The following is a 14,461-nucleotide window of genomic DNA, read 5'->3' on the forward strand; positions in this document are numbered from 1 at the left end:
GGCAAAGGGGCGGGGCTAGGCTGTTCGGCCAGATCGCACCCCAGACCGGCGAATCATCCGATATAGTGGAAAGTCTTTCCATAATGGAAAACCATTATTATTTGAAGTGCACCCAGTTTCCAAGCCATGGCTAAATGTCGGCAAACGGCAAACGGCAAACGGCAAACGGCAAACGGCAAACCGGCGAAACCAGAGAGTCAAACCGCATGAGCACCCTTCTCGAAAGAAGCTTCAACACCCTGGAGCAATTGGCCGCGCACCCCGAAGGCCAAACCGTGTCCATGATTGCAGCCCGCCTGGACATGCCGCTCAGCGCTACCCACCGCCTGCTGGCAGAGCTGTGCCGCTGCGGTTATGTGCGCCAGGTGCGTGAGCAGGGCGAATACGTTCTCACCATCAAACTGGTCTCGCTGGGCCTGGGGTTTTTGAGCGCCTCAGGCATCGTCGATGTCGCGCAGCCCCTGCTCGACCATCTGGCCGAAGAATCCGGCGAACTGGTGCGTCTGGCCGTCGTCGACGGCGACGACCTGACCTTCGTCGCCAAAGCGCAGGGCGCGCGCCGTGGCCTGCGCTACGACCCCGACATGGGCCTGTCGGTTCGCCTGTCTTGCAGCGCCGCCGGGCATGCCTGGCTTTCCACCATGAGCGATGAAGAGGCATTGCGCCTGGTGGCCCAACAAGGCTTCGGCCCACCCAAAGACTTCGGCCCCAAGGCCCCCACCACCGTGAAGGCGCTGCTCGGCTTTGTGCACGCGGCGCGCAAGCGCGGCTTCAGCACAATCAGCGAAGTGTTCGCGCCCTCCATGTCCGCCATGGCCGCGCCCGTGCTGTCGCCCTCGGGCGCGATCGGTGTGGTCACGATTGCGGGGCCGCTGGTGCGGTTGACGCAAGTCAGGATGGAAGAGTTGTCCGAGGCGTTGCGGGCAACGGCCGATGAGATCCGGGCAGCCAGCGGGGCTTCGGCGCTGTTCAAGAAGCGGGCGTAGGCTTTCCGCGCCCCCGCTGAGGGCAGCTGATCGCACAGGCCTCTCGATACAGTGCAATACAAAGCAAAAGCGGCAATCGACAAATCGGCAAGGCGGGCCGCTCGCATGTAGCGCTTCCGTTATAGCCCGGGGTGTGTACTCCAGCAGTACATGTCGCAAACAGGCTGCGCCGATGTCACTATCTGTATCCATACGGGCGTCCAAAAATTTGCATTTTTGAAGATGCTCCCTCTGTATGCCGTCACGCTGAAAATTCTGACAAACGTCACAAAATGTGGAAGGCGAAAAGATACCCGGCAGGGCAGTAGCAACCGCCTTGTCAAAGGTATTACTGCAGCGTATCTTGCGATCAAACAAGCACAGCAGGGGGACACGCTTGAAAAAGTTGAAGTTGCTGACTTTTCACGCCAGGTCGATTCGCTCCCACCTGTTCTGGACCTACGCCGCGCTGGGCACGGTGCTTGTTGTGGCGCTCATGGTGCTGGCCGAGCTGGCCGCAAGCCGCATCGTGCTGGACGGCGCGCAGCGCGAGCTGGAGCAACTGGGCCGCCGCACGCAGGAGCAGCTGCTGCGCTTTCAGGAACCGGCCCGCGCCTGGCTGGAAGCCACCACCAATGACCCGCATGCCGGCCTCGAAGGCGAGAACGACATTTCAGTGCAGCGCATGCAGATGTCGATGCAAAACCGCTATCCCCAGATCGCCTCGCTGGTGTTCGGTTATCCGGACGGCAGTTACCTGCAAAGCATGGTGTTGCGCACCGAACGCGACCGGGCCTGGGCTAAATCGCTGCCGGAAGCCCGCTACGCGGAGCAGATCATCCGGGTCGACGAACACGAAAAGCGGGTGGAGGAATGGGTTTTTTACGACCAGCAAATGACCGCCATCGCCAGCGAACGGCGTCCCTGGGGCAACCGCTATGACCCCCGCAGCAGGCCCTGGTACGAGGGGGTGAGCGAGTTGAACCTGGGCACCTTCCAGGCCACCGATCCTTTTATGCTGCAGCTCCCGGCGGAGTTCGGCATGGCGTTGTCGCGGCCGCTCAGCGGGCCGAAGGGCGGCGTCGCGGCAGTAACGTTCACGGTCGCGGGCCTCTCGGATTTTCTGCGTGCGCGCAGTCAGGAGAGCCATGCCGAGCTGATCCTCTTTGATGAGCAGGGCCGCGTCTGGGGCTGGTCCGATGCAGACCGCCTTCGCCGTCTGCTGGCGTCCGGGCGGCCCGTGAGCCTTGCCGCGCTGAATGACCCCTTGTATGCCGCGTTGCCGCCGCTGATGACACAGGCCTCTCTGAAAGATACGCCGATTCATTCGATCGATGGCGCCGACGGCCAGCGTTTTGCCGCGGTGGTGATGCCGATCGAAGGCGTGTTCAGCCGCAAGGCCTATGTGGCCCTGGTGTCTGACCAGAACCTGCTGCTGGCGCAGGTGCGGCGTATGCGGTGGATGCTGCTGGGGGTGGGCGTGGCCGGGCTGGTACTGCTGATGCCCATGCTGTTCTGGATGGCCAACCGGCTGGCCAGGCCCCTGAAGAACCTGGTGCGCTCGGCCAGGCACATCCGGCAATTTGAATTCGACAGCGACATTCCCCAGGACAGCGACATCGCCGAGGTGCGCCGGCTGCAGGAATCGCTGGCGCTGGCACGCATCGCGTTGCAGGGCTTTTCGCGTTACGTGCCGCGGCCGCTGGTGCAGCATTTCATTGCCAACCGCCTGACGCCGCAGGCCGGCGTCGAGCAACGCGAGCTGGCGGTGCTGTGCGCCGCGCTGGACGACGACCACGCCACGGCCATGACCTGGTCGCCGAATGCCGACCACTACCTGCAGATCCTGGCGGTGGAAGTGGCGCAGGGCAAGGGCATGATGGACCGCTACGAAAGCTGCACCGCCGTCGCGCTGTGGAACACGCCGCTCAATGTGTCTAACCCGGCCGGTTATGCCTGCGAGGCGGCCCTGCGCGCGGTGGACTCCATGCAGGCGCTGGCCGAAGGCCTGGACGTGCCGGTCAAGCCACCGCGCTTTGGCCTGGATTTTGGCAATGCCACAGTCGGCAACTTCGGCACCTGGGATCACCTGACTTTCACCGCAGTGGGCGCACCGCTGGACCGGGCCCGGGCGCTGGCGCGCCAGGCCAATGCGCTGGGCGTGAACATCGCCGCCAGCCGCGCGGTGGCGCTTGCGGCCGCGCGGTTTTTCCGTTTCAGGCTGGTGGCCACAGTACCGCTAGGCCCGAAGGATGAGCTGTGCGAGGTGTATGAGCTCCTGGAAAGAATAGACCACGAACACCCTGCGAAACACGAGGGCGTGAGCCTGCCGGCCGTGTGAGCTGCAGGTTTGCACCGTCGGGTCCGCGTGGCTGTTCTTCATGTGAAAGAGGGGTCTTTATGGCCGGCAGATCAATGTTGACGCGCAGGCACTGGCTGCGCCAGGGTGCCGGCCTGGCCGGCGCAGCGACGGTGGGGCTGGCGCAGCTTGCCCGCGCGCAGGCAGGCAAGCCGCTCACGATGTCCTATGGCTGGGTTCCGTGGGCGGCGGGCAACTCGCCGATCACGCAGCACATGATCAACAAAAAGCTGATCGAAAAACACGCGGCGCAATTTGGCTACGACCTCACCATGGACTACCGCGCCTACCCCGCGGCAGCGCCGCAGGTCGAGGCCCTGGCCGCCGGCCAGCTCGACATGGCCATGTGGGGCAACACGCCGACGCTGCGCGCCATCGTGGCAAAGCTTCCTTTCAGCCTGGTGTCGGTGGCGGAAGGGCGGCTGCGCTTTTTGCTGTGCACGCGCAAGGACTCGCCCATCCGCAACGTGCAGGACCTCAAGGGAAAGACGGTCGGCACACTGGTAGGCGCTGACCCGTACAACGCGTTCACGCAAATCCTGCGCTATGAGCTGGGCAACCCCGACCCGGCCGCCCATGGCATCCGCATGGTGCACCTGCCCACCTTGCCCGAAGCGGCGCAGGTGCCCAGCGGCGTGGACGCCACATTGGCCGTGTACCCGGCCTTCCTGAAAGCGCAGGCCACGGGCACGGTGGCTGTGATGAACTCCTACGGCTACACCGAAGGGCATTACGACGGGCCAGCCGGCAAGGGCGCCGGCATCCTGCTGCCCTCGGTGAAGAATTCGCCTTTCTATCCAGACGGCTATTACCTGCATCGTTCCTTCCGCATCGTGCATAGCAACATCGTGGAAAAACACCCCAACCTCGTGCTGGCCTTTCTGCTGGCGCAGCAGGAGGCCGTGAGCGTTCTCAGCGAAGCCGACCCGGAGGCCGTCTCGCAGCTGGTCAAGTCCTACTGGGGCCTGTCGCCGGCGGATGGCGCCAAGGTGGTTCGTGACGAAGTCGTGTTCCGCCGCGGCTGGGCCTGGTCCACCGAAGGCGACGCGCTGGCTTTGTTCGCCACCTCCAAAATGATTGCGGGCGCAAAAATCATTCCGCAACCCCTGAGCTGGGCGCAGGTGAAAAGTGTGTTCGTGCAAACTGCACCGCTCGCCAAACAGGCTTACGAGCGGCTGGGTGCCAAACCCGCCATCACGGAATTCCAGAGCGCGAAGGTCGGCGACCTTCGCGGCCTGCCCTCATGGGAAATGCAGCGCTGGAAGGACCGGACCTAGCGAACCCGGAGCTTGCCAACCCGGGGGCGTTGATTTTTGTTTCAGGCGGAAATCCGCGGCCCGGCGCCGTGCCTTTCGCGGGCAACCCCCAACCAAAAGGAGAGCCGATGACCGGCAGATCAATGTTGACGCGCAGGCACTGGTTGCGCCAAAGCGCCGGCCTGGCCGGCAGCGCACTGGGGGCCGCGGGCATTGTTCGCGCCCAGGCGGGCAAGCCATTCACGCTGTCATTTGGCTGGGTGCCGTGGGCGGCTGGCAATTCGCCGACAACGCAATACATGATCGGCAAAAAGCTGTTTGAAAAATATGCCGCGGAGTTCGGCTACGACCTCACGGTGGACTACCGCATCTACCAGACGGGCGCTCCGCAGGTAGACGCACTCACCGCCGGCCAGCTCGACATGGCGCTGTGGGGCAACACGGCAACGCTGGGCGGCATCCTGGCCAGGCTTCCGTTCAGCCTGGCGTCGGTGGCGGAAGGGCGGTTGCGCTTTGTGCTGTGCACGCGCAAGGACTCGCCCATCCGCAATGTGCAAGACCTCAAGGGCAAGACAGTTGGTACCGTGCTGGGCGGCGACCCCTACAACGCGCTGACGCAAATCCTGCGCTATGAGCTGGGCAACCCCGACCCTGCCGCCCACGGCATTCGCATGGTGCACTTGCCGACCTTGCCCGAAGCGGCGCAGGTGCCCAGCGGGGTGGACGCCACGCTGGCGGTGTACCCGGCCTTTCTGAAGGCGCAGGCCACCGGAACGGGCACGGTGGCCATCATGAACTCCCACGGCTACACAGAAGCCCATTACGAGGGGCCGGCCGGCATGGGCGCCGGCATCTTGTTGCCCTCGGTGAAGAATTCGCCTTTCTATCCGGACGGCTACTACCTGCACCGGTCCTTCCGCATCGTGCATAACAGCCTTGTGGAAAAGCACCCGAACCTTGTGCAGGCTTTCCTGCTGGCGCAACAGGAAGCTGTGCATGCACTCAGTGAGGCCGACCCGGAGGCGGTGTCGCAGCTGGTCAAGTCCTACTGGGGCCTGTCTCCGGCGGATGGCGCCAGGGTGGTTCGCGATGACGTGGTGTTTCGCCGGGGCTGGGTGTGGTCGACCGAAGGCGACGCGTTGTCGCTGTTTGCCACAGGAAAAATGATTGCAGGCGCCAAAATCATCCCGCAACCCCTGAACTGGGCGCAGGTGAAAAGTGTGTTCGTGCAAACCGCACCGATCGCCAAACAGGCCTACGAGCGGCTGGGCGCCAAACCCGCCATCACGGAATTCCAGAGCGCGAAGGTCGGCGACCTCCGAGGTTTGCCCTCATGGGAAATGCAGCGCTGGAAGGACCGGATCTAGAGGTCGTTAGCCGACGAATGCTATTAAAAACATAGCTGCTCGCGCATGACTCTATTGGGATACAGCCACTTTTTATGCTTGAAAATGGTCTTTTTCAAGCGGTTTTAGCGTGTGGAGGCAGGCGCTGGGCCGCGGAAAAAGGCCTCCGGAGCCCGCTTTTGATGCATAAAAAAGGCCTGTAACCCAATAGAGTCATGCGCGAGCAGCTATTTAATTGATAGCAAAACGCTGACGTCACGCTCAGATGCAGGCCAGTTCCACCCATTGATGCAGCGTGTCCGGCTGCCGTATCACCTGCACCAGGCTGGCAGCCGGCCCGTTTTTGCTGATGGCCAGCACCACGGTGTGCACGGCAGGGTCATTCAGTGCCGCGCGCAGCAGGGGCATGCCGGCGCTCTCGGGTGCCTCCGCGTCACGCGGCGCTGCGCACAAGGCTTCCATCAGCCGGGTTGCCAGCGCCACGGTCAATGCTGCAGGCCGTTCCATGTTCAACCGTTGCGGAACAGGAAGCTGTAGGCATTGAGCGCCGGCACGCCGCCCAGGTGCGCATACAGCACGCGTGAGCCGGCCGGAAACTCCCCGCGCCGCACCATGTCGATCATGCCCTGCATCGACTTGCCTTCGTACACCGGGTCGGTCAGCATGCCCTCCTGGCGGGCGCACAGCCGTATCGCCTCCAGCGTGCCTTCGGATGGCAGGCCATACTCAGGGCCGCCGTAGCGGGTGTCGAGCACGACGTCTTTTTCGGTGATGGGGCGGCCCAGCTCCACCAGCTTGGCGGTGTTCTGCGCAATGCGCAAAATCTGCGCGTGGGTTTGTGCGGGCTTGGCCGACGCATCGATGCCGATCACGCGGTCGGCGCGGCCGTCTGCCGCAAAGCCCACCACCATGCCGGCCTGCGTGCTGCCGGTGACGGAGCACACCACGATGTAATCAAACTTGAAGCCCAGCTCGGCCTCTTGCGCGCGCACTTCTTCGGCGAAGCCGACAAAACCCAGGCCGCCATACGGGTGCTCTGAACAGCCCGCCGGAATCGGGAAGGGCTTGCCGCCCTTCTTGCGCACGTCTTCCATCGCCTGCTCCCAGCTCGGGCGGATGCCGATGTCAAAACCGGCCGCGTCCAGGCGCACGTCGGCGCCCATGATGCGCGACATCTCGATATTGCCCACGCGGTCATACACCGCGTCGGAGTAGTTGACCCAGTTCTCCTGCACCAGCACGCACTTCATGCCCAGGTGCGCCGCCACCGCCGCGACCTGGCGCGTCTGGTTGGACTGGATGCCACCGATCGACACCAGCGTGTCGCAGCCCTGCTCTAGCGCCTCGGGGATCAGGTATTCCATCTTGCGCGTCTTGTTGCCGCCGAACGCCAGGCCGCTGTTGCAGTCTTCGCGCTTGGCAAACAGCTCGACCTTGCCGCCCAGGTGGGCGCTCAGGCGCTTGAGCGGCTGTATCGGGCTGGGCCCGAAGGTCAGGGAGTGTTTTGCAAATTTCTGGAGCTGGAGCGGATACTGAAGCGGGGTAGACATGGCAGTGTTTCTCGGTTGAAGCCCTTGTGCGTAGACTGAAATGGCCGCAAAGAAGGAGGGCATGTGGGTAAAGGTTTGGGTGCAGTCCTGAATCAAATCGTATCGCCCGGGCCGTGGAATGAATTGCATACTTCAGCGAATAAGTCGACTCAGGAATCTTTGAATTGGATAAACGCACAATTTATTTTGTTGAATTGCCATTTTGTGCAAGATTTGTACAATTCCTCAATGGAAAAAGAACTCGACCGGGTAGACCGCAAGCTCCTGAAGCTGCTGCAGCAGGACGCCTCATTGCCCAACATGCAGCTGGCCGAAAAAACCAACCTCAGCGCACCGGCCTGCTCCAGGCGGGTGGCCAGGCTCAAGGAGCTGGGGCTGATCCGCAAGACCGTGGTGCTGGTCAACCCGCGTGCGCTGGGCTACAACGGCCTGGTCATCATCGGTGTCGTGCTTGACCGCTCCACCACCGACTCATTCGCCGCGTTTGAAAAAGCCGCCGCCGGCCTCACGGGTTGCCTTGAGGTGCAACTGGTGACCGGCGAGTTTGATTATTTTGTGAAGCTGCGCATCAAGAGCATCGACTCGTTCAACGAGATGCACAGCGCCCAGCTTGTGGCCCTGCCCGGCGTGCGGCAGGTGCGCACCTTTGTATGCCTCAAGGAAGTGTTCGAGACGACCGTGATTCCGGTATGAAGTGGCGGGCTGGTTCGGGGGGAAGTTACGCCGTCAATCCTTGCGCTCTCCGTAAGCCGAGTCAGCCGAATACGCCGGGCGAATCCGCGTCTTTTTCACAACGCCACCCGGTGTGAACAGAATCACCAGTTCCGGGTTGGTCACCGTGGCTTGCGGCGTCTTTTTCCGGTAGACCCACACCTCGAATCCGCTGTCGAACTTCACCGACGTGGCGGCGTCGCCCAGCGCGGCCGTCACGTCTGCCTTGGTGGATTGCCCGGCCACGATGGCGCCCTGCGCGCTTTCCATCGTCATCGCCGGGTCACGAAAAGGCGGCGGCGCTTCCTCAGGGCCGAACAATCCCCCCGGGCCCGCGCAGCCGGCCAGCCACAGGCAGGCAAGCAGCATCGCACCGGCATGCCGCAACGTTTGGCGGGGCAAGGTTTTCATCACGGCCCGTCCATGTACTCAAACTCCACCAGCGTGTCGTCCGGCCAGCTCCGGTCACCCAGCGGCAGCACGTAAGTGCGGTCTACCAGTACCTCGCAGTCGCAATACGGCAGGTCGCCGTTCAGGTTGGGGTCGTCGCTGGCGGCGGCGTACAGCTTGTCGATGGAAAGAATCTCCCGCCGCGCGCCGTTCACCATGGCCACGCTGAACAAAGGCCGGTCTGCAAAGAACAGATAAAGCGGCGCCTTCCTGTCGCAGTAAGCCGGCGTATCCAGAATCACCCGCGCCAGCCGGCCGATCACGTTGGTGGTGTTCGACACCAGGCCAGCCTCCATGCCCACCTGGCACTCCAGCCGCAAGTCCCCCAGCCGACGCGTGTTGGGCGGCAGGCCCGGCGTGCGTATCTCCGTGCGCCACGTCATGGTCTGCGCCTTCCGGTTCGGAATCACCTGTGCGTTCTCGTCAAACGCCTTGGGGTCACGCTCCAGCGTAAAGGTATGGTCCGGCGCCACCGCCACGCCAAACGCCACCGTCGTCCCGATGACCTCCATCTCGATGCGGTCCATCTCCGTTTCGCGCTTGCGCGGCAAGAGTTTGAAGCGCAGCGACGCGTTGGGCGCCATGGCGGCGCGCTGTTTCTCGAAAAGGTCCATGCCGCGGACCATCTTGCGGTAGGACTTTTCGACGGGGTCGCGGTTTGCCTTGGCGGCGATGGTGACCTGCGGCAGCGTGCCTGCGGCTTTGTCCTGCGCAGCGGTGCCCAGGCACGCAGCGGCCAGGGCTGACGCCAGGATCAGCCGTGTGGCGAGGCGAAAAGGGCGGGTTGGCATGGCACCGTCAGTACGGAACGGATTCACAGGTAAAACCGATCCTAGTACGCGCGAACACGCAGCTGTGTAGGACTTGTTCCAGCGGTGCGGCGGGCCGCCGTTCCGCTCGCCGGTGAGCTTGCGCAAGGGGTTCAGGATTGTGCAGACGCGCTATTAAATCAGGAGCTGCTTGCGCCCGTCCTGATTAGGTTTCAGGCACTTTTTATGCCTGAAACAGGCGTTTTTAAGGTGTTTTCCACACCCGCCGCCGGCGTGATGAGGCGCGCCGGCGCTCACACCAGCGCCGGCAGGCTGTTCAGCACTTTGTCCAGTGTGATCGGGTAGTGGCGCACCCGCGCGCCGGTGGCGTTGTAGACCGCATTGGCCACGGCAGCGCCGACGCCGCAGATGCCCAGTTCACCGACGCCCTTGGCCTTCATCGGCGATGAGGTCGGGTCGGTCTCTTCCAGGAAGATCACGTCCTGGTGCGGAATGTCGGCATGCACCGGTACCTCGTAGCCCGCCAGGTCGTGGTTCACGAAAAAGCCGTGACGCTTGTCGACGGCGAGTTCTTCCATCAACGCCGCGCCCACGCCCATGGTCATCGCGCCTATCACCTGGCTGCGCGCGCTCTTGGGGTTGAGGATGCGGCCCGCGGCGCAGACGGCCAGCATGCGTCGCACACGAATTTCGCCGGTGTAGATGTCGACGCCCACTTCCACAAAGTGCGCGCCGAAGGTCGACTGCTGGAATTTTTTGCCCAGGTCGCCGAACTCGATGGTGTCTTCGGCGACGAGGCCCTGGGCGCCGGCAGCTTCAGCCAGCGGCACAGTGCGGCCATCCGCGCTGACCATGCCGTCGGCAAACGTGATGTCGCCCTGGGTCATTCCCAGCTTGTTGGCGACGGCTTCGCGCAGCTTCATGCAGGCGGCGTACACGCCCGACGTAGAGCTGTTGGCGCCCCATTGCCCGCCCGAGCCGGCCGACACGGGAAAGGCGGAGTCGCCCAGCCGCACAAACACCTTTTGCAGCGGCACGCCCATGACTTCAGCGGCGGTCTGCGCAATGACGGTGTAGGTGCCGGTGCCGATATCGGTCATGTCGGTTTCGACCGTGACAAGGCCGGTGTTGTCCAGCCGCACGCGCGCACCAGACGGCATTGTCAGGTTGTTGCGAAAAGCCGAGGCGACACCCAGGCCCACCAGCCAGCGCCCTTCACGCAGCTGGCCCGGTTTGGCTACGCGCCGGTTCCAGCCGAAGGTTTGCGCGCCGGTTCTCAGGCATTGGATCAACTGGCGCTGGGAGTAAGCACGGTCGGGTTTTTCAGGGTCTACCTGCGTGTCGTTGAGGACACGGAACTCCACCGGGTCCATGCCCAGCTTCCCGGCCATTTCATCCATGGCGATCTCGAGCGCCATCAAGCCGGGCGCCTCGCCCGGTGCACGCATCGCGTTGCCTTCGGGAAGGTCCAGCACGGCCAGCCGTGTGGCGGTCATGCGGTTGGCGCCGGCGTAAAGCAGGCGCGTCTGGTTCACCGCGGTCTCGGGCCCGCCGCCGGGCAGGTCGCCTGACCAGCCCTCATGGCCGATGGAAGTGAGCTTGCCGTCGCGCCCCGCCCCAAGGCGTATGCGCTGGATGGTGGCCGGCCGGTGGGTGGTGTTGTTCATCATCAGCGGCCGCTGCAGCGCGACCTTGACCGGCCGCTGCACCGTGCGCGCACCCAGCGCGGCCAGCAGCACATCGGCACGCAGGAAAAGCTTGCCGCCGAAGCCCCCGCCGATAAAGGGCGACACCAGCCTGACGTTGGCTTTGGGGATGCCCAGCGTTTTGGCCAGATCGCCCACGCCCCAGTCGATCATCTGGTTGGCTGTCCAGACCGTGAGCTTGTCGCCATTCCACGCTGCGATGGTGGCGTGCGGCTCCATCATGGCGTGCGACTGGTCGGGCGTGGTGTAGGTGGCGTCCAGCTGCACAGGCGCGGTGGCAAAGGCGCCCGCGAAATCGCCCACCCTGGTTTCAGGTTCACCCGAAAAATCAGACGCCTTGGCCAGTGGCGCGCCGTCTTTTTCAGACGCCAGGTTGAACTTGCCCGGCGTGCTCTCATAGACGATGCGTACCAGTTGCGCGGCGGCGCGCGCCTGCTCAAATGTGTTGGCCACCACCAGCGCCACGGCCTGGTGGTAGTGCTCAATCTCCGGCCCGCCCAGCAGCTTGGCCGTGTTGAAGCTGCCTTTGGTGAGCTTGCCGGCGTTCTCTGCCGTGACGATGGCCAGCACGCCCGGCGCGGTGCGGGCCGCGCGCAAATCCATCGACGCGATGCGGCCCTTGGCGATGCCGGCGCCTACGACGTAGCCGTAAGCCGCGTCGGGTGCGGCGTCGTGGCGCTCGTAGGCGTAGGGTGCGGTGCCGGTGGTTTTGAGCGGGCCGTCAATGCGGTCGGTCGGTTTGCCGATGACCTTGAGCTGGTCAATGGGGTTGGTGGTGGCAGGGGTGTCGAATTTCACGATGCGCTCCTCGCCTGGGCCAGCACGGCGGCGATGGTTCGCTCTGCCAGTGGCAATTTGAAGGCGTTGTCATGTGTCGGTGTGGCGCCGGCCAGCACGCCGGCCGCAAGAGCCCGCGCACCTTGCGGCATGGCGGCCTCTGCGGCTTCAACGCGCCAGGGCTTGTGCGCCACGCCGCCCAGGGCGACCTTGCCGGAGCCATCACGCTGCACGATGGCAGCCACGGAAACGAGCGCGAAGGCGTAAGAGGCGCGGTCACGCACCTTGCGGTAGATGTGCACGCCGCCGGCCGGGCGCGGCAGCGTCACGGCGGTGATCAGCTCACCGGGCTCCAGCGCGGTTTCGATGTGCGGCGTTTCGCCTGGCAGCCGGTGAAAGTCAGCAATGGGAATGACGCGCGCACGCCCGTCGGCCCGCACGGTTTCTACCGATGCGTCGAGCACCCGCATGGCAACAGCCATATCACTCGGGTGGGTGGCGATGCAGGTCTGGCTGGTGCCGATGATGCCGTGCTGGCGGTTCACGCCCCCGATGGCGCTGCATCCGCTGCCCGGCTGGCGCTTGTTGCAGGGCTGGTCGGTGTCATAAAAGTAGGGGCAGCGCGTGCGCTGCAGCAGGTTGCCGGCGGTGGTTGCCTTGTTGCGCAGCTGGCCCGAGGCGCCGGCGAGCAGGGCCCGTGACAGCACGCCGTAGTCGCGCCGCACGCGCTCGTCTGAGGCCAGCGCGGTGTTGCGAACCATCGCGCCCACTCGCAGGCCGCCTTCGGGTGTCGCTTCAATCTTGTCCAGCGCCAGGCCGTTCACGTCGACAAGATGCGCCGGCGCTTCGATCTGCAGCTTCATCAAATCAAGCAGGTTGGTGCCGCCTGCGATGAATTTTGCCGCCGGGTTGCGGGCCACCGCTGCGGCAGCTTGTGCCGGCGAGGTGGCGCGCTCGTATGTGAAGGGTTTCATGCCTGCCCCCCCGCGACTTCAGTGATGGCTTCAACGATGTTGGAGTAAGCACCGCAGCGGCAGATGTTGCCGCTCATGCGCTCCCGAAGCTCGTCGGGCGAGAGCAGCGGCCGCGCGGTAATGTCCGCGCTGACGTGGCTGGGAACGCCCCGACGGAGCTCGTCGAGTGCGCCGACGGCAGAGCAGATCTGGCCCGGCGTGCAGTAGCCGCACTGGTAGCCGTCATGTTTGACGAAGGCTGTTTGCAACGGGTGCATGCGCTGCAAGGTTCCCAGCCCTTCGATGGTGGTCACCTTGCTGCCCTCATGCATCACGGCCAGCGTCAGGCAGGAATTGATGCGCTGCCCATCAAGCAGCACGGTACAGGCGCCGCACTGCCCGTGGTCGCAGCCCTTTTTGGTGCCGGTAAGGTGCAGATGCTCGCGCAAGGCATCGAGCAGCGTGGTGCGTGTGTCCAGGTTCAGGGTGTGGGCCGTGCCGTTGACCTCGATGGTCACGCGCTCCTGAGGGACGGAGCCGGGTGCGGCGAGCGGTGAAGAGGGGGCGGCGGTTGCGTCTGATGGCATAGTGGTCACAGCCGCTGAAGCGGCGCTAGCGATCAGGATACCTCGCCGGGAGATGGTGAGTGCATCGGTGGGGCTTTCCATGGCTTCTGCCTTTGTCCTTAAAGATGGAGTGGGGAGTGGCGAGGTAACCGCCAGCATCCCGGAGCAGGGCCGATTGCACTGTAGGAGACAGGCTAGGTGGGGAGTCAGTTGCCGCCACTGCCGCCGCCGCCATCACGACCGCCGCCGCGTCGAGGTCAGGAAGTACGCCTGGCGCATCCTCCCACTTCTTTTGCCTTACCTTGCAAACGGGTTGTCAAGCGAGGGTCAGGACTGCAGTTTTGCTATCAGAAGAGGAGCTGGTTGCGCTTGTCCTGATTGGGCTCAAGGCCCTTTTCACGCTCGAAATAGACGCTTCCACGGTGTTTTGACTATGCCAGGAGGGATTTTGGCGGCCTGGGGGCATCAAAAAGCCCATATTTAGGCGCCAATTTGGCTTCCGGGCCAATCAGGATTTTTTAGGCTAAGCGAGCAGGCTTTGGACGGCGGCTATCCACAATGCGCAGAAGATGGCTCGCCAATATGACCATCTCCTGGGCCTCTTTAATATCCGACAGGTCCACGGTGCGATGAGATATCGGGTTTTTGTACGAACCGATAGCACCGGCAAATAGCGCGGAAAGACTTTCATTTTCGGCTGCAAGCCGGGAGTTGTCTGCAAGTGGCCCATTCTGAGAAAAGGCCTTTCTCATCAGATCTGTCCCGATCGTCTGATCGCCAAACCCACCTGCATTACGCACAGCTATTTCCACAGCTCTGAAAGACCTGAACACCGCAGTAGAAAAATCGCCGCGAGCTAGGTCGAGCCAAACAGCTTCTGCTATTTCCGGATGAAGTAGGCTTTTGGGAAACGCCACACCGCGGGAATAGTCCTCGAATGAACCTTCATCGAGCATCCGACGTGCCTTGCGACTTAAGCGCATCCAATCGTTGGATGGATGAAAACCACCTTGCGGTATCAGCAGCCCTTGCACGGTCAGCCAGTTCCACGC

At 63.5% G+C, this 14,461-nt stretch carries 13 protein-coding genes; 5 read left to right on the plus strand and 8 right to left on the minus strand.

The features are described 5' to 3' along the window. The first annotated feature begins 206 nt into the window (after positions 1-206). The 4 genes from AC1D1X_RS04325 to AC1D1X_RS04340 all read left to right on the plus strand — a co-directional run bounded on the left by AC1D1X_RS04325 (position 207) and on the right by AC1D1X_RS04340 (position 5,947). Positions 207-986 carry an IclR family transcriptional regulator gene (locus tag AC1D1X_RS04325; protein WP_477669961.1) on the plus strand — a complete coding sequence of 260 codons (780 nt, stop codon included), beginning with the start codon at positions 207-209 and terminating at the stop codon, positions 984-986. Between the two features lie 376 nt (positions 987-1,362). Then, positions 1,363-3,306 carry a hypothetical protein gene (locus AC1D1X_RS04330; RefSeq protein WP_477669960.1) on the plus strand — a complete coding sequence of 648 codons (1,944 nt, stop codon included), beginning with the start codon at positions 1,363-1,365 and terminating at the stop codon, positions 3,304-3,306. Positions 3,307-3,365: 59 nt separating this feature from the next. Further along, positions 3,366-4,601 (plus strand): ABC transporter substrate-binding protein, encoded by a 1,236-nt coding sequence (locus AC1D1X_RS04335; protein WP_477669959.1) that lies wholly within the window; start codon positions 3,366-3,368, stop codon positions 4,599-4,601. A 107-nt stretch (positions 4,602-4,708) separates the two neighbouring features. After that, positions 4,709-5,947, plus strand: coding sequence for an ABC transporter substrate-binding protein (locus AC1D1X_RS04340; RefSeq protein WP_477669958.1), 1,239 nt, complete (start codon positions 4,709-4,711; stop codon positions 5,945-5,947). Between the two features lie 240 nt (positions 5,948-6,187). Here the strand turns inward: AC1D1X_RS04340 and AC1D1X_RS04345 are convergent, their stop codons facing one another. Continuing rightward, entirely contained in the window at positions 6,188-6,433 is a 246-nt protein-coding gene (locus AC1D1X_RS04345) for a hypothetical protein (protein WP_477669957.1), read from the minus strand. 2 nt (positions 6,434-6,435) lie between these two features. Beyond that, positions 6,436-7,476, minus strand: coding sequence for a 1-aminocyclopropane-1-carboxylate deaminase (locus AC1D1X_RS04350; protein WP_477669956.1), 1,041 nt, complete (start codon positions 7,474-7,476; stop codon positions 6,436-6,438). Positions 7,477-7,704: 228 nt separating this feature from the next. Between AC1D1X_RS04350 and AC1D1X_RS04355 the strand changes: the two genes are divergently transcribed. Beyond that, positions 7,705-8,169, plus strand: a complete 465-nt coding sequence (locus AC1D1X_RS04355; protein WP_477647589.1) for an Lrp/AsnC family transcriptional regulator — start codon at positions 7,705-7,707, stop codon at positions 8,167-8,169. A 33-nt stretch (positions 8,170-8,202) separates the two neighbouring features. Here AC1D1X_RS04355 and AC1D1X_RS04360 read toward each other — a convergent pair whose 3' ends face one another. From AC1D1X_RS04360 to AC1D1X_RS04385, 6 genes are all read right to left on the minus strand, one after another. Next, on the minus strand, positions 8,203-8,598 hold the full coding sequence (locus AC1D1X_RS04360; RefSeq protein ID WP_477669955.1) for a hypothetical protein: 396 nt from the start codon (positions 8,596-8,598) through the stop codon (positions 8,203-8,205). Continuing rightward, entirely contained in the window at positions 8,598-9,428 is an 831-nt protein-coding gene (locus AC1D1X_RS04365; RefSeq protein ID WP_477669954.1) for a hypothetical protein, read from the minus strand. Before AC1D1X_RS04365 ends, AC1D1X_RS04360 begins: the two co-directional genes overlap by 1 nt. Positions 9,429-9,700: 272 nt before the next feature. Beyond that, the gene (paoC, locus tag AC1D1X_RS04370) at positions 9,701-11,911 is read right to left on the minus strand and encodes an aldehyde oxidoreductase molybdenum-binding subunit PaoC (RefSeq protein ID WP_477669953.1); all 2,211 of its coding nucleotides are present in this window, start codon (positions 11,909-11,911) and stop codon (positions 9,701-9,703) included. Beyond that, complete coding sequence (locus AC1D1X_RS04375) at positions 11,908-12,864, minus strand: FAD binding domain-containing protein (protein WP_477669952.1); 957 nt, start codon at positions 12,862-12,864, stop codon at positions 11,908-11,910. Before AC1D1X_RS04375 ends, paoC begins: the two co-directional genes overlap by 4 nt. Beyond that, the gene (gene paoA, locus AC1D1X_RS04380; RefSeq protein WP_477669951.1) at positions 12,861-13,511 is read right to left on the minus strand and encodes an aldehyde dehydrogenase iron-sulfur subunit PaoA; all 651 of its coding nucleotides are present in this window, start codon (positions 13,509-13,511) and stop codon (positions 12,861-12,863) included. Before paoA ends, AC1D1X_RS04375 begins: the two co-directional genes overlap by 4 nt. A 416-nt stretch (positions 13,512-13,927) precedes the next feature. After that, positions 13,928-14,461, minus strand: a 534-nt coding sequence (locus AC1D1X_RS04385) for a TIGR02391 family protein (protein ID WP_477697884.1), incomplete at its 5' end; no start/stop codon positions are given.

This window comes from Polaromonas sp. P1_G4, from assembly GCF_056405475.1.